Raw genomic sequence first — 20,359 nt, forward strand, 5'->3', positions numbered from 1 at the left:
CGCGTCATGGGAACGTCATGGATTGACTCAGGAATGGCGTCACCGTAAGGAACCGGCCGTCGGCGCAACAAGCGCCGCAGAGCGGACTTCGAGCGGTTCTGTACTGCTTGGCTAGACCGCTCTCGACCGGGCCCCGAGGGCGTGCACGTGCTCGTCGTGGAGCCGGGCGTCGCCGAAGCGCTTGGCCATGTGCCTGGTGCCTTCGAGGGCGAACCCGGCCTTCTGGGCCACTCGGCAGGAGGCGATGTTCTCCAGGCCGTGGGTCAGGACGAGGCGGCTGAGCCCCAGATCGCCGAAGCCCCAGCCGATGAGAGCGCGAACGGCGGTCGTCGCCACGCCCTGCCCCCGGGTCCACGGAGCGATGCGATAGCCCACGTAGGCCTGCGAGTCGGCGCGGTCGATGCCGTGCAGGGCGATGTTGCCCGCGTAGCGCCCGGTGACCCGGTGGATGATCGAGAAGGTGGTGTGGCTGCCGTCGGACCAGTCGGCTCCGGCGAGGCAGTCCCTGAGGGCCGAGGCCTCGTCGGTGACCTGGCAGCGGGGGTTCCACAGCCGGACGTCCGGGTCGACCCCGAGCGCGAGGACCTCTCGGTACTCGTCCGTGCTCGGGGGACGCAGCAGATACTCACCGGCGATCAGTGTGCGGGGCTCCGGCGGGATGCCGGCACGCTCCATGAGGCCGATGTGGCTGTGGGGGTGCGCATGGGCGCGCTGTTGCGACTGGTCGTTCACCGGTTCGTCCCTTCGCCGGGCTTAGCTGTGCTGAGGGCTGGGCGCAGATCTGCCGGTGGGAACACGGTGTCGCAAGGGGCTCAAGGCTCGCTACAGAGCGGTCCGGCATCGCGCCGGACCGCTGAATCTCTCGACGTCTCTCGACTTCTCTCGACGTCTTCTGACGTCTCTCGACTTCTCTCGACGTACGGCATCTGGCGGGCGGACTCCCGCCGCACGAAAGGGAGATCGGCTGCCCCGCGTTCCGGATGGGAACGCACGGCAGCCGATCGGCCCGTCCGCTGTCCGCTCCGGTTCGAGCGGTGGTGCGGCGCCCTGGCCTTATGGGCCGGGCCGCGGTCTGCGCGTACGGGCTTGGCTCCTCGTGTTGCCGGTACCAACTCTGCGCCGACGCTATCCAGGATTGATCGAGCTCCGGTCGATTCCCGCTGGAGCGGACGGGCGTCCGGCGCCCTCACCTGCGCCCGCGCCCCCGCCGCCTGAGGAACGCTCAAGAGCCGCCACACCAGCGCCGGAGGCCTTCTCGTGCCGGTGCTCCGCGGGCGGGACGCCGTTCTATGGTCCGGGGACGCGTGGTCCGATCCGAGGGGGAGCGATGGACAGCACACGACCTGCCCTGCGCTTGTTCGTGCTGCACCACGCCGGGGGCTCACACGTGTCGTACCGCCACTGGCCGGCCGGGCTTCCGGACACGTGGGACGTGCGCCTCCTCGACGCGCCGGGCCACGGCCGCCTCATCGACCAGCCGCCGGTCACGGACGCCGGGCGGCTCGCCGACTTCCTGCTGCGGGACATCGAACCCGAACTGGGCGGCCCCTACGCTCTCTTCGGGCACAGCATGGGCGCCGTCATGGCGTACGAGATCACCCGGCGTGCCGTAGACCGGGGCCTGCCCCTGCCGGTGTGGGTCGGTGTCTCCGCGCGATCCGCACCGCGTCCGGCGGGCGTCACGAGCCGGTACCACGAGTTGTCCGACGCCGAACTGCGGACTCGTCTGAAGCTGCTCGGCGGCACACCCGACGGGGTCTTCGACGACCCCGGCCTGTGGGCCCTGTTCGAGTCGATCATCCGGGCCGATCTGCACCTGGTGGAGAACTGGCGCCCCGCTTTTGACGCCGCTCCCCTGCCGGTGGCGCTGTCGGCCTTCGCGGGCCGCGAGGACCGATCGGCTCCGCCGTCGCGGATGGCCGGCTGGGAGGCACACACCGAGCACTTCACGGGCCTGCGTGTCTTCGACGGCGGTCACTTCTACTTCCAGGACGATCCCGGCCCGCTGCTGCGGCACATCGAACGGGACGCGGCCGCCGCGCTCGACGCGGCGGGCGCGATGCGCTCCTCCTAGCCGCGCACGCCGTGGCCGCGCATGCCATGGCCGCACACACCGTGGCCGCGCATGCCACGAAGGACAGGGCCCGGATCACACGAGAACCACATGTCTGCCAAACGGGAGGGTTCATGACAGTGCTAGCAGCCGTGGCGGGAGCGAGCGGATATGCGGGCGGCGAGCTACTGCGCCTGCTTCTGGCCCACCCCGACATCGAGATCGGCGCCCTGACCGGGCACTCCAGCGCGGGACAGCGGCTCGGCACCCTGCAACCGCACCTCGCCCCGCTGGCCGGACGTGAGGTGCTGCCCACCACCGCCGACGCCCTGCGGGGGCACGACGTCGTCTTCCTCGCGCTGCCGCACGGCCAGTCGGCCGCGGTCGCGGCCGAGCTGGGCGAGGAGACACTCGTCGTCGACTGCGGCGCGGACTTCCGTCTCACCAACGCGGCAGACTGGGTGTCGTTCTACGGCTCTCCGCACGCGGGCACCTGGCCCTACGGCCTGCCCGAACTGCCGGGCGCCCGCGCCGCGTTGGCGGGCACCAAGCGCGTGGCGGTACCGGGCTGCTACCCCACCGCGGTCCTGCTCGCCCTCTTCCCCGCGTACGCGGCGGGGCTCGCCGAACCCGAGGCGGTCGTCGTCGCGGCGTCCGGCACGTCCGGCGCGGGCAAGGCACCCAAGGCGAACCTGCTCGGCAGCGAGGTCATGGGCTCCATGCGGCCCTACGGAGTGGGCGGCGGCCACCGGCACACCCCGGAGATGAGCCAGCACCTCGGCGCACTGGCGGGCCACCGGGTCGCCGTCTCCTTCACCCCGACCCTGGCCCCCATGCCGCGCGGCATCCTCGCCACATGCTCCGCCGCGGCGCGGCCGGGGATCGGCGCGGACGACGTACGGGCCGCGTACGAGAAGGCGCTCGGCGACGAGCCGTTCGTGACGCTGCTGCCCGAGGGGCAGTGGCCGAGCACCGCGGCCGTGTACGGATCGAACGCCGCGCAGGTCCAGGTCGCCTACGACCCGGCAGTCGGCCGGATCATCGCGATCAGCGCCATCGACAACCTCACCAAGGGCACCGCGGGCGGCGCCCTCCAGAGCATGAACATCGCCCTCGGCCTCCCCGAGGAGCTCGGGCTTTCCACGATCGGAGTGGCACCGTGAGCGTCACCGCAGCACGAGGCTTCACGGCGGCGGGCATCGCCGCCGGGATCAAGCAGAACGGCAACCCGGACCTGGCGCTCGTCGTCAACACCGGACCGCGCAGGGCCGCGGCCGGCGTCTTCACCTCCAACCGGGTCAAGGCCGCGCCCGTGCTCTGGTCCGAGCAGGTCATCAAGGGCGGCGTGGTCTCGGCCGTGGTCCTCAACTCCGGTGGCGCCAACGCCTGCACGGGTCCCGGCGGCTTCCAGGACACCCATGCCACGGCCGAGAAGGCCGCCGAAGTGCTCGGCCACAGCTCCGACGAGGTCGCCGTCGCCTCGACCGGCCTCATCGGCGTGACCCTGCCGATGGACAAGCTGCTTCCCGGCGTCACCGAGGCCGCGGCCCGGCTGTCCGAGAGCGGCGGCGAACAGGCGGCCGTCGCCATCAAGACCACCGACACCGTGCACAAGACGGCCGCCGTCACCCGGGACGGCTGGACCGTGGGCGGCATGGCCAAGGGCGCCGGGATGCTCGCACCGGGCCTCGCCACGATGCTCGTCGTCCTCACCACGGACGCAGCGCTCGACTCCGGCGTCCTCGACACGGCACTGCGCGACGCCACCCGCCTCACCTTCGACCGCGTCGACTCCGACGGCTGCATGTCCACCAACGACACCGTGCTCCTGCTCGCCTCCGGCGCGGCGCACGTCGAGCCCGGACACGCGGAGTTCGCCGAGGCCGTGCGCGAGGTGTGCGCCGATCTGGCCCGACAGCTCATCGCGGACGCCGAGGGAGCGAGCAAGGAGATCCGCATCGAGGTCACGGGCGCCGCGAGCGAGGACGACGCCGTCGAGGTCGGCCGCTCGATCGCCCGCAACAACCTCCTCAAGTGCGCGCTGCACGGCGAGGACCCCAACTGGGGCCGCGTCCTGTCCGCCATCGGCACCACCGGCGCCGCCTTCCACCCGGACGAGCTCAACGTCGCCATCAACGACGTGTGGGTGTGCAAGAACGGATCGGTGGGCGAGGACCGCTCGCTCGTCGACATGACGGGGCGCGAGATCCGGCTCACCGCGGACCTCTCGGCGGGCACGGAGTCCGCCGTCATCTGGGCCAACGACCTCACCGCCGAGTACGTCCACGAGAACAGCGAGTACGCCTCTTGACCACCGCCCCGCGCCGCATGCGGGGTTACCCCACGAAGGAGACACGATGAGCGACGACGGCGCGGACATCATCGGGGCGGGCAACACGGCGCTGACCCACCGCTGGCAGGGCGTCATGATGGACAACTTCGGCACCCCCCGGCTGCCGCTGGTGCGCGGCCGCGGCACCCGGGTCTGGGACGCGGAGGGCACCGAGTACCTCGACTTCGTCGGCGGCATCGCGGTCAACTCGCTCGGCCACGCCCACCCCGCGGTCGTACGGGCCGTCGCCGAGCAGATCGGCTCCCTCGGCCATGTGTCGAACCTCTTCGTCGCCGAGCCGACCGTGCGCCTCGCCGAGCGCCTGCTGCGGCTCACCGGGCGCGCGGGCCGCGTGTACTTCTCCAACTCGGGGGCCGAGGCCAACGAAGCGGCCTTCAAGATCGGCAGACTCACCGGCCGGACCCATATGGTGGCCGCCACCGGCGGCTTCCACGGCCGCACCATGGGCGCCCTCGCCCTCACCGGCCAGCCGGCCAAGCAGCGCCCCTTCCACCCGCTGCCGGGCGACGTCAGCCACGTACCGTACGGAGACGTCCAGGCCCTGCGCGCCGCCGTCACCCCGCACACCGCGCTCCTGGTCCTCGAACCGGTGCAGGGCGAGAGCGGCGTGATCGTGCCCCCGCCCGGCTACCTCCGGGCCGCCCGCGAGATCACCGCGGCGACCGGCACCCTCCTTGTCCTCGACGAGATCCAGACCGGCATCGGGCGAACGGGCCGCTGGTTCGCGGCGCAGGCCGAGGGTGTCGAGGCGGACGTCGTCACCCTGGCCAAGGGCCTCGGCGGCGGCCTGCCCATCGGCGCCACGCTCGCCTTCGGCGCCGCCGCCGACCTGCTCACCCCCGGCACCCATGGCTCCACCTTCAGCGGAAACCCCGTGGTGTGCGCGGGCGCCCTCGCCGTCCTCGACACCATCGAGCGGGGCGGCATCCTGGCCCACGTGACCCAGGCGGGCGAGCGGCTGCGGGCCGGGCTTGCGGCACTGGGCCACCCACTGGTGCGCGAAGTCCGCGGCGCGGGGCTCCTGCTGGGCATCGTGCTCGACGGGGACATCGCCGCGCGCGTGCAGCAGGCGGCCCAGGACAACGGCCTCCTGGTGAACGCCGTGGCACCGGACGTCATCCGGCTCGCCCCGCCGCTGACCGTGTCCGACAGCGAGGTGGACACCTTCCTCGACGGCTTCGGGACGGCCCTGTCCGCGGTCTCCGGCGAGGTGCTCACGGCGGTCTGAATCGTGTGCTCCCCTCCCTCCGGGCCCTTTGGAACCCTTCCCTCCGGCACCGAGAGCTCCGGCACGTCACGGCAGCCGGCTCATCAGACCGGCCGTCTCCCGCTTGTACGTGCAGGCGCTCTCCCCGAAGGACTTGCGCACCCGGTCGCGCACCTCGCTCGGCTGCTCCTGGCTGAGCTTGAACATGCCCTCGGCCCCGGTCACCTTGAACCGGAAGGCCCCCACGGCGGGCGCGATCTTGCGGAAGTAGCCGAGGGACTCCGTCATGTCCCAGCCGTCGCCGAAGTCCCCCTCGAAGGCCCGCACCGTGTGCTGGACCACCTCGAGCGTCTCCTCCATCTCGTCGATCTTCTCCACCACGCCCCGGACATGCACCGACGTGAAGTTCCAGGTCGGGGCGGCCGGCGTCACCTCGTACACCGTGGGCGACACATAGGAGTGCGGGCCGGTGAACGTCAGAAGCAGCACGCCGCCCGACTCAAGGGCCGACCAGTGCGGGTTCGCCCGGTTCATGTGTCCGAGCAGCGTGGCGCCGGGCAGGTCGCCGGTCCAGTCGGCGGACGTCTCGGGGTCGAAGATGACCGGCAGATGTGTGGCGAAGGGGCCGTTCTTCGGGCAGCCGTTGGCCACCGCGAGCGCCAACGGATTACCGCGGATGATGTCCACCATCCACGAACTGTCCGATTCTCGGTAGAAGCTGGGCACGAACATCCTGAATCACCTTTCGGCAGTCGGAAAATCCGCGCCGACCATACTTCCGCTTCCCTGGACAGCACCTCGAGAAGCTCTCGAACGGTCTTCAGGCCGTATTCAAGTTGTCTTTGAGCGGTCTTGGACAGACTCCGGAGCAACACTGCAGAACGGTCTCTCGGACCAACAGCCGAGTTTTCCAGACGCAAGCGGGAGAAACTTCAATGGGTATTACGGGTAGCAGCGAAGAGATCTACGACGTGGTCGGCATCGGGTTCGGCCCGTCCAACCTGTCGCTCGCGATCGCCTTGGAGGAGCACGGGGCGAGCACTCCGCAGAATCCGGTCAAGTCCCACTTCTTCGAGCGGCAGCCCACGTTCGGCTGGCACCGGAACATGCTGCTGCCGTCGACGACCATGCAGATCTCGTTCCTCAAGGACCTGGCGACCTACCGGGACCCGATGTCCCGGTTCAGCTTCATCTCGTATCTGCACGCCTCGAACCGGCTCGTGCAGTTCGTCAACAACCAGGACTTCTTCCCGACCCGGCAGGAGTTCCACCAGTACCTGGAGTGGGCGGCCGCCGGCCTCAGCGACCGGGTCAGCTACGGCACCGAGGTCACCTCGATCAGGCCCGTCACCGAGAACGGGGCCGAGGTGCCCGGCCTCCTGGAGATCGAGGTGCGCGACGGCGACGGCGCGAGCAGCGTGGTCACGACACGCAACGTCGTCATCTCGACGGGCCTGGTGCCGCGCCTGCCGGAGGGCGTGACGTCGGACGAACGCGTCTGGCACAGCTCGGAGTTCCTGGCCAAGTTCAACTCGCGGGACCCGCAGGACCTCAAGAACGTGATGGTGGTCGGCGCGGGCCAGAGCGCGGCGGAGATCACCCGGTTCTTCCACGACACGCTGCCGCACGCCCAGGTCTCCGCGGTCATCCCCTCGTACGGCTACTCCGTCGCCGACGACACACCCTTCGCCAACCAGGTGTTCGACCCCGACGCGGTCGACGACTACTACTTCGGCACGGACAAGTCACGCGACGCGTTCTGGCGCTACCACCGCAACACCAACTACGGGGTCGTCGACTCCGACGTCATCCGGGCCCTGCACCAGCGCTCGTACGACGAGCAGGTGCGCGGCGTGCAGCGGCTGCACTTCCGCAACCTCTCGCGGGTCGACGAGGTCAAACAGGCCGGGAACGGAACACAGGTGGTCCTGCGCTCGCTGCTCGACGACCGGAAGGAGGAGATGTCCGTCGACGCCCTCGTGTTCGCCACCGGCTACGACGGCGTGGACCCGGCCCGCCTGCTGGGCGACTTCGACCAGCACTTCCAGCGCGACGCGGCGGGCAAGCACCAGGTGGAGCGCGACTACCGTCTCGTCGCCGGATCGGACCTGGCCTGCGGCGTCTATCTGCAGGGCGGCACCGAGCACAGCCACGGCCTGACGTCGGCCCTGCTGTCGAACATCGCGATACGCGGCGGCGAGATCGCCGACTCGATCGTGCTGCGACGCACCGAGCGGGAGCTCGGCCGTGACTCCTCCGTGCGGTCCGTGGGCATCGCGCCCTAGCCGCGACGTCCCGGGCGGCCTCTCACACGGCGTCCCACGAAGCGTCCTACGCGGCGTCGGCGCCCATCGCGTCCCGAAGGCTCTGCGGCCGAAGGTCGGTCCAGTTCTCCTCCACGTACGCGAGGCACTTGTCGCGGCTCTCCTCACCGAACACGATGCGCCAGCCGGCGGGAACCTCGGAGAACGAGGGCCACAGCGAATGCTGCTGCTCCTCGTTCACCACGACGTAGAACCGGCCCTCAGCGTCGTCGAACGGGTTACTGCTCATCATTCCACTCCAATTCAAGCCGTCCACGATTCACTTCCGGGCGGAGGGTGAATCGTCATCCAATCGCGGCGCAAGCGCAGCTCGGGTCGACAGGTATTCATTTTCCCGGCATCCCGCAGCACAGCAAAGTGTTCTCATCCGGAACTCAAGCGCATGTCCACTGGCTATCGGGCCCTTGCCCGGGGCCAGGGTTCCATTCACAGAAGGAGTAGCAATTATGAGCGCCAACTGCCCGGTCGGCGGCTTGGTCCACCGTCGTGCGAGGTTCTCATGACAGACAACGCGCACCCAGTGCCCGACAACGTGCTTTCGGCCCTCGCCAAGGCGGAGGCCATCGGAGACGCCCTGCCGTGGCTGGCCCGCCACCAGGGCCGGACAGTCGTCATCAAGCTGGGCGGGCACGCCATGGTCAACGACGACCTCACGGCTGCCTTCGCCCGCGACATCGTCTTCCTGCGCCAGGCCGGGCTGCGGCCCGTGGTGGTGCACGGCGGAGGCCCGCAGATCGATGCCGAGCTCAAGCGGCGGGGCCTGGAGCGCGAGTTCAGGGGCGGGCTCCGCGTCACGTCGCCGGAGTCGATGGACGTGGTGCGCATGGTCCTCGCCGGCCAGGTGCAGCGCGATCTGGTCGGGCTCATCAACCGCTACAGCCCGCTCGCCGTCGGCATGACGGGAGAGGACGCCAACACCCTCACGGCGAAGCAGTGCGTGCCCTGGATCGACGGGGAGCCGGTGGACATCGGCAGGGTCGGAGAGATAACCGGCGTCAACACGGGCGCCGTCAACAGCCTTCTCGCGGACGGCCGGATCCCGGTGATCTCGCCGCTGGCCCGCAGCGTCGAGGACGGCCTGGTCTACAACGTCAACGCCGACACCGCCGCGGCGGCGCTCGCGACGGCGCTGCGCGCCGAGACGCTCGTCATGATGACGGACGTCGCGGGCCTGTACGCGGGCTGGCCGCACAGTCAGGAGGTCATACCCCGGCTCACGGCCGGCGAACTGGAGAAGCTTCTGCCGGAGCTGAGCGACGGCATGGTGCCCAAGATGACGGGTTGCCTGGACGCCGTACGGAGCGGCGTGGGCGCGGCCCGCGTGATCGACGGAAGGGTCCCGCACTCGGTCCTCCTGGAGATGTTCACGGACGACGGGGTCGGCACGGTGATCGTGCCGGATCCGGACGAGAGGGAGGTCATGCCTATGGGGTGACGCCCGGCGTGAGGGTGCGGCACTCGACGCGATGACCGCTTCGGGGAACAGCTCCCGCAGCACCGCCTGGCTGCCGGCGCTGTAGGCCGAGACGGGAGAGACGGGAAGAGACGAGCGAGAGGGGAGAGCGTATGTCCGTTGCCTGCTCGGCGCTGCGGGGTGTGCGGCGCCGGGCGTGAAAGCCCCTGTCATGGAAGGGAGTTGCACTTGGACTGACAACTCAGGCAGCAGCGGAGACAAGCCGCGCGTTGGCGGCAGTGGACACGTAGGGAGCCGGGTTCTGGAGAGCCTGGACCGGAAGATTGGGGGTGGAGGTCTTGAGGATGGCCTGCTGCAGGCGGCGCAGTTCGGGCGAGGGCTCAAGACCCAGATCGCGTACGAGGGCCTGGCGCAGGCGCTGATAGACGCTCAGCGCCTCACCCCGGCGGCCCGAACGATAAAGGGCCAGCATGAACTGGCCGTGCAGATTCTCATGCGTGCGATACCGGCTCACCAGCACCGTCAGCTCACCCAGCAGTTCGCGGTGCCGCCCGAGCCGCAGATCGGCCTCGATGCGCTGGTACAGCGCACACAGCCGCGTCTCCTCCAGGCGGCGCACCTCCATCTCCAACTGCACACCCGCCCGCACATCCGCCAGCGCCGACCCGCTCCACAGCGCGAGCGCCTCCCGCAGCAGCCGGGCCGCCCCCGCGAAATCCTCGCCGTCCATCGCCCGATAACCCATCCCCGCCAGGCGCTCGAACTCCACCACATCACTGGACCCGCCACCGCCCCGCAGCACATAACCGCCAGGCGCCGTCACCAGCACATCCTTCGCCGACACGTCCCCCGAAGCCTCGGCACTCTCCGCGCCCTGCTCCAGCGCCGCACCGATCAGCTCACGCAACTGCAGGATGTAGGTCTGCAACGTCGTCCGCGCCGACCGCGGCGGACGCTCCCCCCACAACTCCTCCACCAACAACCCCACCGGCACCACACGATCCACATGCAGAGCCAGCAACGCCAACACCTTCCGAGGCTTCGGCGCCGTAGGCATCACAGCAACCCCACCCACCCGCACACCCAACGGACCCAGAACATCAATATCCATCACGCCAAATCCCCTGTTCGTGAGTGCTCGAACGACGACGGCGGTCGGTCCGAGAGCCGAGAGTTACGGGAAGGCAGGTTCACGAGGTTCACGAAGTTCCGCGAGAACCAAACCAGACTCCCTGTTTTGAAAGACTGCCATGCCGACCTCAAGCGCTCCTAGAGAGATTCCGGAGCCTCTGACGAGGGTGTAAGCAGCCACAATGCCCCATAATCCAGGCACATTTGACCGAGGAGGCGACAGACCAGATGCCCCGTTTGCAGCGAGCGGACGCCATACACGGCCCCGGATTGACCCGCACCAGAAGATCGACCCGTGTAGGCACCATCAGAAACCAGCACCACGGTCTGGATCGACGGCCTTTCAGAGTGAGGTCCGTCAGACGCTGACCGCGCGCCGTGTCACAGGAGTGGGGCCCGCCTCGTCTCGGTGAGTGAAGGCATCGACGAACGTGGAGGCGCACACCATGGACGCACGGTTGAACTACTTCGCCGTCCCGAGCGCGGGCAAGGCGCTCAAGTACCTCATGTCGGCCGGTCGGGAGCTGAAGGAGTTGCCGCTGCCGGCCACGACGCAGGAGCTGGTGGCGCTGCGCGTGAGCCAGATCAACGGCTGCGCGGCCTGCGTCGACATGCACACCAAGGAGGCCGCCGCGGCCGGCGAGAGCACGGTGCGGCTGAACCTGGTCGCGGCCTGGCGGGAGGCAACGGTCTTCACCGAGGCCGAACGCGCCGCGCTCGCACTGGCCGAGCAGGGCACCCGGGTCGCGGACGCGGCCACCGGGGTCAGCGACGACGTATGGGCGCTTGCCGCCAAGCACTACGACGAGGAGCAGCTCACGGCCCTCGTCCTGCTTGTCTCGATCATGAACGCGGGGAACCGCATGAACATCATCTCCCAGCATCCGGGCGGCGATTACCAGGCTGGCCAGTTCCACTGAACCGCCACCGCACCCGGGCCGCGGGGGCCATGATCAAGCCCGTCGGGTCGGTCGCGGTGAGATCGCAAGGGGAGAGTCCGCGTGAACAGGGTGGGCGAGGCGGGCGAGGCTAACGAGGTAGGCAAGGTGGGCAAGGTCGAGGAGTTCGAGGAGCTGCGGCCGCTGCTGTTCTCGATCGCGTACCGGATCCTGGGCAGCGTGGCCGAGGCCGAGGACGCGGTGCAGGAGAGCTGGCTGCGCTACGACGCCTCGACCACCCTGCCCAGGTCGGCCAAGGCGTTCCTGTCGGCGACGGTGACCCGGATCGCCATCGACGTACTGCGCTCCGCCCGGGTGCGACGGGAGGAGTACGTGGGACCGTGGCTGCCCGAGCCGCTCCTCGACGATCCGTACGAGGACCCGGCCCGCGTCGCGGAGCTGGCCGACTCGGTGTCGATGGCGGCGCTGGTGCTCCTGGAACGGCTCAGCCCGCTGGAGCGCTCGGTGTTCGTGCTGCGGGAGGTCTTCGCCTTCGGCTTCGACGAGGTCGCCGGCGCGGTGGGGCGCTCGGAGGCGGCATGCAGGCAACTGCTCGTACGGGCGCGTAGGCACATGCACGAGGGGCGGCCCCGGTTCGCGGCGGACCGCGAGGAGCGGCAGGAGCTGGCGGGGCGGTTCTTCGAGGCGCTGTCACAGGGCGACATGGACGGGCTGCGGAGTCTGCTGTCGGCGGACGTCCGGCTCGTCGGGGACGGCGGCGGCAAGGCCCCGCAGCTGGCCAAGGCCGTCGCCGGTGCCGAGAACGTGGCCAGGCTGCTCGCCACCGTCTATCCGCTGATGGCACGGGTCGACATCACCTTCGAACCGCACGAGGTCAACGGCCAGCCGGGCGCGCTGTTCCGTGACCGGGACGGCAAGGTCCTGCACATCTTCGCCCTCGACGTGCTCGACGGGCAGATCCAGACCATCCGCGCGGTCATCAACCCCGACAAGCTCGGTCACCTCGGTCCGGTCGCCGACGCATGGGCCCTCGACCAGGAGGTGAAGCGGGCCCGCAAGCAGGCGCGGTGACCTCCCGAACACCGGCCTGATCCTGACGGGGCCGGACCGGACCCCGGCCCCGGAGTCACACCGGTTCCGGCAGATCCATGAGCGCGAGTCGGGCCGGGTCCACCACAGCGGTCACCTCGGTGATGAGCCCGTCGGCGACGGTGAACACGAGAAGGGAGAACGGAGTGCCCTCCCGGGTCCAGGAGATGATGCCGGGACGGCCGTTGACGGTCGCCAGGTGCCCTCGTGCGGCACTCCCCGCGATGCGCGCACGGCCGGCCACCTCGGTGGCCCCGAGCACGACGAACTGACCGTCCGGGGCGTCGACGGTGAACTTCACGTCGGGGTGGAGGACCTCCAGGAGCTGCTCGAACTGCCCCTTGCCCGCGGCGGCCAGAAAGGCCTGGACGACCTCGCGCCGCTGCCGTCCGGTGCTCGCCTGCGGCTGGGCGGCCTGTACGTTCCTGACCTTCTTGCGGGCGCGGCTCGTGAGCATCTTGGTCGCGTCGGCGGACTTGCCGAGAATCGTGCCTATCTCCCCGTGGGGCACCGCGAACACGTCGTGCAGCACGAACGCCAGTCGTTCGTCCGGGCGCAGCGAGTCGAGGACCGTGAGGAGCGCGAGCCCGACGGAGTCCCCGAGCGCCACGAGGTCGTCCGGTGCGGGGGCGTCGTCGAGCGTCACGGTGTATTCGGGCAGCCGGTCGTCGAGGGTGACTTCGGGGCGGGTCCGGCCCGACCGCAGGACATCGAGGCTGATGCGGCCGACCACGGTGGTCAGCCAGCCGCCGAGGTTGTCGATGGTGCCGGTGTCCTGCCGGGAGAGCCGCAGCCACGCCTCCTGGACCGCGTCTTCCGCGTCGGCATGTGAGCCGAGCACGCGGTAGGCAACACCTCGAAGCCGCTCGCGGTGCGACTCGAAGGCGTCGGCGATCGGGTCCGTGGGGTGCGCGTCGGACATGTTGTTACCTCTCTCGAAGCCGCTCCGTCATAGGGGTGACGGGCAGCAGCCCCGAAACGTAACCCCGACGCAGGAGAGCACTCCCCATGGAAAACCGTCTCAAGAACAAGAACACGAACAACCCGGACCTGTGGACCGCGATCAAGCACCTCCACAAGGCGATCGCCGCCGGTGGTGTCGATCCGAAGCTGCTCGCGCTGGTCCACCTGCGTGCCAGCCAGATCAACGGCTGCTCGGCGTGCGTCCACGCCGGTGTCGCCGGGGCGAAGAAGGCCGGCGAGACCGACGAGCGGCTGCACAACGTGGCGGCGTGGCGCGAGGCGCCGTTCTACACCGACGCGGAGCGCGCGGCACTGGCCCTGGCCGAGGGCGCGACCCGGTTGCAGGACGGCGCGGAGGGCGTCACGGACGAGATCTGGGAGGAGGCCGACGCCCACTTCACGGAGGAGCAGATCGGCGCGCTCAACCTGGAGATCGCCCTGACCAACTTCTTCAACCGCCTCAACCGCACCGTCAAGGAACCGGCGGGCCGGACCTGGGGCTGAGCGCCGCCCGGCACCGGCTCATCCGCCGGGGCAATCGTTGCTGCCGCTGTAGCAGGGCTCGTACCCCGCACTGGGGGTGGGCGCCGGGCGCGGGTGGGTCTGGTCGTACTGGTGCTGGGAGAGCACGACCACGGCCGCGAGCGTTCCGGCGGCCAGGACTTGCAGCAGTGCCGTCCACGGTGCGCGGGCCAGGAGCGCGATCGCGGCGAGGACGAGCGCGGCGGCGAGGAGGTACTCCGACCACGCGATGTTCGCGAGCCGTGCGGCGTCGATCGTCGCCCGGTCATCCGGCGCGGCCCACATCTGCAGGTCGTGGCCGAAGGCCCCCGCCACGAACACGACCGCCTCGATCACGAGGAGCAGCAGGGCAGCGCCGACGTCCTTGCGCAGCGGTGTCCTGCTCGAGCGAAGCCATCTTCGGTGAGGGCGGGGTTCCGGGAGCGCCTGTGTCATGGCCCTACCCTCTCCCGCGGCTCCCCCCGCACGTCAACGCGCCCGCCTGGTCGGGGAGGACGTCAGGCGGGCGCGGACAGGAGGTGGATGTGCACGGTCAACGCTAGGCGGGGTGGCCTTCCAAGTCCCGTGCGTCGTGCGGAACTTCGAGTTCAGATGCAGCGGTGTTCGACTGGGCGGCGTACACCGCGACGAAGGCGGCGAGACCCAGGACGCCGCCGTCCGGGCCGAGTGCCGTGAGCGGCACGCTCTGCCCGAGGCCCCGCGACAGCGTGCGGTGCGCCTTGAGCGATGCGGCAAGGAGCTCGCCCGGCGGGCGGTGGGCGTGGTCCGCGTCCCCGCAGGCCATCGCGAGCGCCTCCGCCCAGGCACGGGAGGCGATGTCGTCCTGGTGCGCGTGCGGCGGTACCGGCTTCGGGTCGCAGTTCGGCATGGCTGCCTCCTCGGCGTCTCGCTGCTCGAACAGTGCTCTTGCGTGCTTGTGCGTCGGTCGTGCCTTGCTCGTACGGTCGGCCATGCCGGTTACATCGGTACGTCGATTACGTCGGCACGCCGGTTACGTCCGTACGTCGGTTGCATCGGTACGTCGGTTGCGTCAGGCCTCAGTTCCGGCACGCCACCGCCGACGCGAGCCTGCGGGCCAGGTCGTCCGGTCCGGTGCCGGTCGCGTCGAGGACGACGGCGCGCGGCCGGTGGCCGTCCGCCGCCGCGAGTCGGGCGATGGCGCACGCGGCGACCCCGTCACCGGAGAACCCGGCGAAGGCCAGGCCCGCCCGGGACCGGATGCGGGAGCCGAGCGCGTCGTACACGGCGCGTGCGGCGACATCGGCCCGGGTGCCGCCCGCCGGGACGGGAGCGAGCAGGAGAAGTTCCTCGGGGCCCCGGTAGGCGTGGGCGAGTTGGTCGTAGAAGGCGCGGGAGATGCCCGGCGCCTGCAACAGACCGACGGCGCCCGCGCCCGCGTGAGCCGGGTGGCGAAGGACGGTCGGCAGAGGTCCGCTCTCCTCGGCCTCGGCCTCCACCGGACCGACGGCGGCGCCGCTGCCCATGTGGGTCAGCAGGGCAAGAACCTCGCCGAGCGTGGTGCGCGGACCGGCGCCGCGCGGGAGCTCACGCAGCAACAGCGCGGCGTGGGCGAGGAGTTCGGTGATCTCCGAGAGCCACACCTGGTCGTAGGAGGCGGTGAGGACCAGGCAGCCGCTCCGGTCGTGGTGGGCGATGAGCGTGACCGGGAAGGCGGTGCGGGCGCCGAGGGTCTGCGGCGGCTGCACCTGAATCCCGGCCGCGGCGAGATCGGCCTCCAGCTCGGGCAGGACGCGCGGCGGCGCCTCGAAGGTGAGCAGGGTGTCCGCGGGCGGGCGCGGACCACGGGTCCAGGCGTCGATCTGGCTCGCCGAAACCCATTCGTACGCCGCCTGGTTGAGGCAGCGGTCACGCAGGTCGGTGATCAGCTGGGGCACCGTGGCGTCGGGGTCGACGAGCACGGTCTGCGGCAGCGGCCCGGCCAGCGCGCCGGGGGTGCGCTCCACCCCTTCGAAGAGGATGCTCCGGCCCGCCGCCGTGGTGGCGAAGCGCACCTGAGAGGGCCCCTCGGCGCGCCCGGCGCGGTACAGGAGCAGCGCCCACACGGCCTGAAGCGCGATGGACTCGCCACCGCCCCAGGTGGCGGCCCAGTTGGCGAGCGCCGCGGTCTCCTCCTTGGTCAGGCGGAGCCTGGAGCGGCCCTCGGCGCGGCTGCCGGTGTCGGTGAAGAGCGGCGGCACGGACACGAGACCGCCGGTGTCGGTACTGCCGAAGAAGTCCTCGGCGGCCGCGGTGTCCTGCTGGGCGAGCCAGGTCACGTAGTCGGTCATGTCGGGCCGGCGCTCCCCGCCGGGCAGTGTCCCGCCCGCGAGATAGGCGCGGTAGAACTCGCGGACCAGGAGCCGTACGGACCAGCTGTCGAGCAGCGCGTGGTGGTAGGTGAGCAGCACACGGGCCGGCTGCGCGGGACTGTGACCTGGCTGCCCGCCGCCGAGCAGGGTGATGCGCAGCGGTCCGGGACGGCGCGGGTCGATGCCGCGGCGCCGGTCGGCCTCGACGAGGGAGTGCCATTCGGCGGCGCCGTGCGGCAGCCGTACGATCTCCGGTTCGGCGTGATCCTGTACGACGAGGCCGGGCTCCGGCTGGTCGTCGAAGGTGGTGCGCAGCACGGATTCGTGGGTGAACACCGAGTGCCAGGCGGCCGTGAACCGCGCCACGTCGAGCGGCCCGTGCCAGTCCCAGGCGGCCTGTTCGACCTGGCGGCCCGGATCGGGGTGGGTGTCGGCGTCCGCGAGGAGGTCGCGCTGGAGCGGCGTCGCGGGCAGGCAGCGGGTCATGAAGGAGCCGCGCCCGGCATGGGTGAGCAGATCGGCGAGGGCGCCGAGCGGGAACTCGGACCGCTCGTCGTCCGCGCCGTCCGTGAAGCGCAGGGTGTGCTGGCCGGGGCCCCTGCTCTCGAGGTCGGCCGTCCATGCGGGTGCGTCGGGATGACAGGTGGCGATGGAGTCGAGCGCGGCCTCGATGTGGGTGCTCTCGATCGGCCCGTGCAGTTCGAGTACGGGCAGCGCGCTGGGGCCGATCTCCACGACGACGGTGATCGGCTCACCCTGCGGCAGACGTGCGAAGCGGCTAGTGGTCATCGGCAGTCGGGGCACGCGCCGACAAAGCCCCCTCCCCCCTCCTCAAGAGGCGCTGTCCCAGCATGCAGAGGGCCAGTGACAAACCACTGACACGGTCCTGACACGCCGCTCGACCGGCCCGCACGCCGACGCGAAGGGCCAGCTCGGGCCGCTCGCGGGGACGGTGAACTTCCGGCTACGGAGCGTGCGTCCGACAGCGCCTCGCGCCGAGTGGAGGTGCCGGAATACCGGGTCGCCGCGGCGAGTGCGAGTGCCGGCCGTGACGAGTGCGGGCGCCCGAATCCCGGTCCGACAACGCCTCGTGACAAGTGAGGTGGCCGTGAATCCCGGGTCGCTCCAGGCGACCCAAACCCGGTCCGGACCGTCTCTGAGGCGAAATTCAAGCGGTCTTCGAATACTCCTCAAGCCCTCCCGCCGACGGTGGAGGTCAGCCCATCCGTCCTCGATTGCCCAAGGAGCCTGCAATGTCCGGGATGCCTGGTGAGCGTGTGCACCGCCTGCGACACTCGCTCGAGGTGGCCGCGCCGGCCGGAGCGGTCTTCGCACTGCTCGCGGACACCGCGCGCAGGCCGCTCTACAGCCCGCACGTCGTACACGTCGAGCGACTCGACTTCGACGGAGTCCGTGAGCGCCTGCGTGTGTGGGAGAGCGCGGGCGGCCGGATCAGGTCCTCGCTCCTGGTGCGGGTGCAGCATCCGCACGAGCGGCGCATCGAGTTCGTGCAGCTGGGACGCGAGACGCCGGTCGATTCGCTGAGCGGCGAGTGGACCGTCGAGGAGATCGCGGGCGGACGCAGTGTGGTGACGGTGCGGCACGAGTTCACCGTCGCGGGCGACCGGGACGACGACGCGGCCGGGGAGGGCCTTGTCACCGGGGACAACGCCAGGGCGGAGCTGGAGAGCCTGCGGCGGATCGCCGAGAGCCGCGCCGGTCTCGACGACCTGGTGCTCTCCTTCGAGGAGTCGGTGCGGGTGCACGGCCCCGGCGAGCTGCTCTTCGACTTCCTGTACCGGGCCGCGGACTGGCCCGGCCTCCTGCCGCACATGCGGCGCCTGGACCTGACCGAGCCTTCGCCGGGAGTGCAGATCCTCGACTACGACGTGCGGCTGCCCGACGAGGCGGCGCACACAGGAGGTTCGGTCCGGCTGTGCTTCCCGCACGCCGGGCGGATCGTCTTCAAGCAGACCGTGCCGTCAGGTCCGGTGGCCGCGCACACCGGGGAGTGGTCGGTACTGCCCGACGAGCACGGGGTGCGGGTGATCGCCCAGCACACGGTGCTGCTCGACGAGAGCGCGCTGCGGGCCGCCCTGCCCGAGTGGGGGAAGTCCGCCACGGGACCGGTGTCGCCGTCCGTCCTCGAACTGGCCCGCCGCAGGGTGCGGCAGGCCATCGGGCGTACGTCGCTCGCGATCCTCGAACTGGCCGGGCAGCACGCGGAGTCGTCGGTGCGGTCACTGCCGCGGCGGGCGGCCGTGACCGCGGGCTCCCTGCCGTAGGCGCACCCGGCACTCAGGTACCGGCAAGCTCCTCGATCACGGGACCGAAGACGTCCATCACGCCGTCCAGGACCACGATGTACGAGATGCCGAACCGCTCGCGCTGCTCGCGCAACTGCTCGGCCATCTGCTTGACCGTGCCGAAGAGCATCACCGGCAGGTTCAGACGGTCTTCCTGCGACATCTCGGGGTGGATCTTGGGCAGCCTGCGGGCCGTCGCGTGCCGGTCGTCGGTGACCTCCACGAAGTGCACGAGGAGGTTGCGTTCGGCGGGCACGGCCCGGTGCGCGGCGAATCCCTCGTAGGCGGCCACGCGTTCGTCGAGCTGGTCGGGCGTGAGGGCCTTGAGGATTCCGTTCTCGTATCCCGCGGTCGCGGTGAAGGCCGCGATGTCGGCGTGCTCGGCCATGAGGCGCAGCAGCCGGTCGCCGTTGCCGCCGATCAGCAGGGGCGGCCGTGGTTGCTGCTCGGCCCGCGGCGCGTGCGCCGGGTCGGCAAGCAGCCGCTCCAGCTCGTCCACCGTGTGCCGCAGGGCGCTGATGCGACCGCCGGGCGAGAGGAACTCCAGCTGGGCGCGCTTGTGTTCGGCCTCCGCGTAGCCGGTGCCGAGGCCCAGTTCGAGGCGACCGCCGGTGAGCGCGTCGGTGGTGGCGACCTCACGCGCGAGGAGCGCCGGGTTCCAGAAACCGGCGTTCAGGACGAAGGTGCCGATCCGGGGCCGCTCGGTGGCGGCGGCCGCGGCCACCATCGCCGGGAAGGGGGCGACCATGCCCAGGTGGTCGGGGACCAGGATGACGTCGTAACCGAGCTGTTCGGCGCGGCGGCACCTGTCCCGCCAATCCGCCCCACCCGCCGGCTTCATCATGTTCACGCCGAATCGAAACGGCCTGGTCATGCCTTCCCCCCTTGCCTGCCCACCCATGTGACACGCGACGGCCACGCCGCCGCGGTGACCCTACCCGGCGGCATACGCGGATGTCAGGCGGCGTAGAGGTCGAAGGTCGAGGTGCGGCGCTCGCCCGCCACCACGTCGAGCGCGGGGTCGACGGTGAGCATCATCTGGTGCACGCGCTGGAGTTGCGGCGAGGGCTCCACGCCGAGCTCGTCGATGAGCCGCGCGCGCAGGCGGCGGTACACGTCGAGCGCCGTCGCCTGGCGTCCGGAGCGGTACAGCGCGACCATCGCCTGCGAGTGCAGCCCCTCGTGCTGCGGGTGACGGGCAATCAGATCGGTGAGCTCCGCGATGAGTTCGCCGTGCCGGCCGAGCCGCAGATCGGCGTCGATGCGCCGCTCCACGGCGACCAGACGGGACTCGTTGAGCCGCATGATCTCGATGGAGAGGATGGAGCCCGCTCGTACGTCGACGAGGGCGGGCCCGTTCCACATGTCGAGGGCATTGCGCAGGAGCGTGGACGCCTGACCGTCCTCACCCTCCTCGAAGGCGCGCCGGCCGTCCGCGACGAGCTGCTCGTAGCGGTGCAGGTCGACCGAGTCGGCCGACATCTGGAGCACATAGCCGCCGTGCCGGGTGGCAAGGATCTCCTTGGCGTTGCCGGGCGCGTCGGGCCCCATCGCGGTGCCGAGTCTGCGCCGGAGCTGGAGCACGTACGTCTGCAGCGTCGTCATGGCGCTCTGCGGCATCTCGGTGCCCCACAGCTCCTCCATGAGCGTGGCCACCGGCACGATCCGGCCCGGATAGAACGCGAACAAGGCGAGGAGCTGACGCGGCTTGCTCGCCGTGGGCACTATCGAGACACCGTTGACGGCCGCGTTCAGTGGTCCCAGGACCTGAATCTCCACGGTTTCCTCC

The 20,359-nt window shown here is 70.5% G+C and carries 20 protein-coding genes; 10 read left to right on the forward strand and 10 right to left on the reverse strand.

Translation table 11 applies throughout. The features are described from left to right. Positions 1–111 precede the first annotated feature (111 nt). Entirely contained in the window at positions 112–732 is a 621-nt protein-coding gene (locus ABZ906_RS37095; protein WP_361390289.1) for a GNAT family protein, read from the reverse strand. A 595-nt stretch (positions 733–1,327) separates the two neighbouring features. On the opposite strand from ABZ906_RS37095, the gene ABZ906_RS37100 reads away from it, so the two are divergent. The 4 genes from ABZ906_RS37100 (at position 1,328) to ABZ906_RS37115 (ending at position 5,634) form a co-directional block, all read left to right on the forward strand. Beyond that, the gene (locus ABZ906_RS37100) at positions 1,328–2,074 is read left to right on the forward strand and encodes an alpha/beta fold hydrolase (protein ID WP_361197444.1); all 747 of its coding nucleotides are present in this window, start codon (positions 1,328–1,330) and stop codon (positions 2,072–2,074) included. Between the two features lie 113 nt (positions 2,075–2,187). Beyond that, a complete protein-coding gene (gene argC, locus ABZ906_RS37105) occupies positions 2,188–3,216 on the forward strand; it encodes an N-acetyl-gamma-glutamyl-phosphate reductase (RefSeq protein WP_361197447.1) in 1,029 nt (342 codons plus the stop codon). Further along, on the forward strand, positions 3,213–4,364 hold the full coding sequence (argJ, locus tag ABZ906_RS37110) for a bifunctional glutamate N-acetyltransferase/amino-acid acetyltransferase ArgJ (protein ID WP_361390291.1): 1,152 nt from the start codon (positions 3,213–3,215) through the stop codon (positions 4,362–4,364). The genes argC and argJ overlap by 4 nt, the downstream gene beginning before the upstream one ends. Positions 4,365–4,410: 46 nt before the next feature. Beyond that, positions 4,411–5,634, forward strand: a complete 1,224-nt coding sequence (locus ABZ906_RS37115; protein ID WP_361390293.1) for an acetylornithine transaminase — start codon at positions 4,411–4,413, stop codon at positions 5,632–5,634. 66 nt (positions 5,635–5,700) lie between these two features. Here ABZ906_RS37115 and ABZ906_RS37120 read toward each other — a convergent pair whose 3' ends face one another. Continuing rightward, positions 5,701–6,345: an FMN-binding negative transcriptional regulator gene (locus tag ABZ906_RS37120; protein ID WP_361197455.1), complete on the reverse strand. Its 645-nt coding sequence runs from the start codon at positions 6,343–6,345 to the stop codon at positions 5,701–5,703. A gap of 203 nt (positions 6,346–6,548) precedes the next feature. Here ABZ906_RS37120 and ABZ906_RS37125 point away from each other — a divergent pair, with 203 nt between their 5' ends. After that, positions 6,549–7,898, forward strand: a complete 1,350-nt coding sequence (locus ABZ906_RS37125; protein WP_361390295.1) for a lysine N(6)-hydroxylase/L-ornithine N(5)-oxygenase family protein — start codon at positions 6,549–6,551, stop codon at positions 7,896–7,898. 46 nt (positions 7,899–7,944) lie between these two features. On the opposite strand, the gene ABZ906_RS37130 is transcribed toward ABZ906_RS37125, so the two are convergent. Next, the gene (locus tag ABZ906_RS37130; protein ID WP_361197461.1) at positions 7,945–8,166 is read right to left on the reverse strand and encodes an MbtH family protein; all 222 of its coding nucleotides are present in this window, start codon (positions 8,164–8,166) and stop codon (positions 7,945–7,947) included. Between the two features lie 270 nt (positions 8,167–8,436). Here ABZ906_RS37130 and argB point away from each other — a divergent pair, with 270 nt between their 5' ends. Next, entirely contained in the window at positions 8,437–9,372 is a 936-nt protein-coding gene (gene argB, locus ABZ906_RS37135) for an acetylglutamate kinase (RefSeq protein ID WP_361197463.1), read from the forward strand. Between the two features lie 220 nt (positions 9,373–9,592). Here the strand turns inward: argB and ABZ906_RS37140 are convergent, their stop codons facing one another. Continuing rightward, complete coding sequence (locus tag ABZ906_RS37140; RefSeq protein WP_361390297.1) at positions 9,593–10,462, reverse strand: AfsR/SARP family transcriptional regulator; 870 nt, start codon at positions 10,460–10,462, stop codon at positions 9,593–9,595. A gap of 466 nt (positions 10,463–10,928) precedes the next feature. Between ABZ906_RS37140 and ABZ906_RS37145 the strand changes: the two genes are divergently transcribed. Then, a complete protein-coding gene (locus tag ABZ906_RS37145) occupies positions 10,929–11,402 on the forward strand; it encodes a carboxymuconolactone decarboxylase family protein (protein WP_361390299.1) in 474 nt (157 codons plus the stop codon). A gap of 126 nt (positions 11,403–11,528) precedes the next feature. Beyond that, positions 11,529–12,452, forward strand: a complete 924-nt coding sequence (locus ABZ906_RS37150; RefSeq protein ID WP_361390407.1) for an RNA polymerase sigma-70 factor — start codon at positions 11,529–11,531, stop codon at positions 12,450–12,452. A 55-nt stretch (positions 12,453–12,507) separates the two neighbouring features. On the opposite strand, the gene ABZ906_RS37155 is transcribed toward ABZ906_RS37150, so the two are convergent. Next, on the reverse strand, positions 12,508–13,392 hold the full coding sequence (locus tag ABZ906_RS37155) for a sigma-70 family RNA polymerase sigma factor (protein WP_361390301.1): 885 nt from the start codon (positions 13,390–13,392) through the stop codon (positions 12,508–12,510). Positions 13,393–13,478: 86 nt separating this feature from the next. Between ABZ906_RS37155 and ABZ906_RS37160 the strand changes: the two genes are divergently transcribed. Then, complete coding sequence (locus ABZ906_RS37160; protein WP_361197475.1) at positions 13,479–13,937, forward strand: carboxymuconolactone decarboxylase family protein; 459 nt, start codon at positions 13,479–13,481, stop codon at positions 13,935–13,937. An 18-nt stretch (positions 13,938–13,955) separates the two neighbouring features. Here the strand turns inward: ABZ906_RS37160 and ABZ906_RS37165 are convergent, their stop codons facing one another. The 3 genes from ABZ906_RS37165 to ABZ906_RS37175 form a co-directional block, all read right to left on the reverse strand. Then, the gene (locus ABZ906_RS37165; RefSeq protein ID WP_361390303.1) at positions 13,956–14,390 is read right to left on the reverse strand and encodes a DUF6234 family protein; all 435 of its coding nucleotides are present in this window, start codon (positions 14,388–14,390) and stop codon (positions 13,956–13,958) included. A 103-nt stretch (positions 14,391–14,493) separates the two neighbouring features. Further along, complete coding sequence (locus ABZ906_RS37170) at positions 14,494–14,907, reverse strand: hypothetical protein (protein WP_361197482.1); 414 nt, start codon at positions 14,905–14,907, stop codon at positions 14,494–14,496. Positions 14,908–14,992: 85 nt separating this feature from the next. Continuing rightward, complete coding sequence (locus ABZ906_RS37175; protein WP_361390305.1) at positions 14,993–17,053, reverse strand: condensation domain-containing protein; 2,061 nt, start codon at positions 17,051–17,053, stop codon at positions 14,993–14,995. A 464-nt stretch (positions 17,054–17,517) separates the two neighbouring features. On the opposite strand from ABZ906_RS37175, the gene ABZ906_RS37180 reads away from it, so the two are divergent. Then, positions 17,518–18,549, forward strand: a complete 1,032-nt coding sequence (locus tag ABZ906_RS37180) for an aromatase/cyclase (protein ID WP_361390307.1) — start codon at positions 17,518–17,520, stop codon at positions 18,547–18,549. A gap of 13 nt (positions 18,550–18,562) precedes the next feature. Here the strand turns inward: ABZ906_RS37180 and ABZ906_RS37185 are convergent, their stop codons facing one another. Both ABZ906_RS37185 and ABZ906_RS37190 read right to left on the reverse strand, forming a co-directional pair. Continuing rightward, the gene (locus tag ABZ906_RS37185; protein WP_361390309.1) at positions 18,563–19,444 is read right to left on the reverse strand and encodes a TIGR03621 family F420-dependent LLM class oxidoreductase; all 882 of its coding nucleotides are present in this window, start codon (positions 19,442–19,444) and stop codon (positions 18,563–18,565) included. An 83-nt stretch (positions 19,445–19,527) separates the two neighbouring features. Continuing rightward, on the reverse strand, positions 19,528–20,349 hold the full coding sequence (locus ABZ906_RS37190) for an AfsR/SARP family transcriptional regulator (protein ID WP_361197494.1): 822 nt from the start codon (positions 20,347–20,349) through the stop codon (positions 19,528–19,530). Positions 20,350–20,359 lie beyond the last annotated feature (10 nt).

The organism is Streptomyces sp. NPDC046925 (assembly GCF_040644915.1).
In the GTDB taxonomy this organism is placed as follows: domain Bacteria; phylum Actinomycetota; class Actinomycetes; order Streptomycetales; family Streptomycetaceae; genus Streptomyces.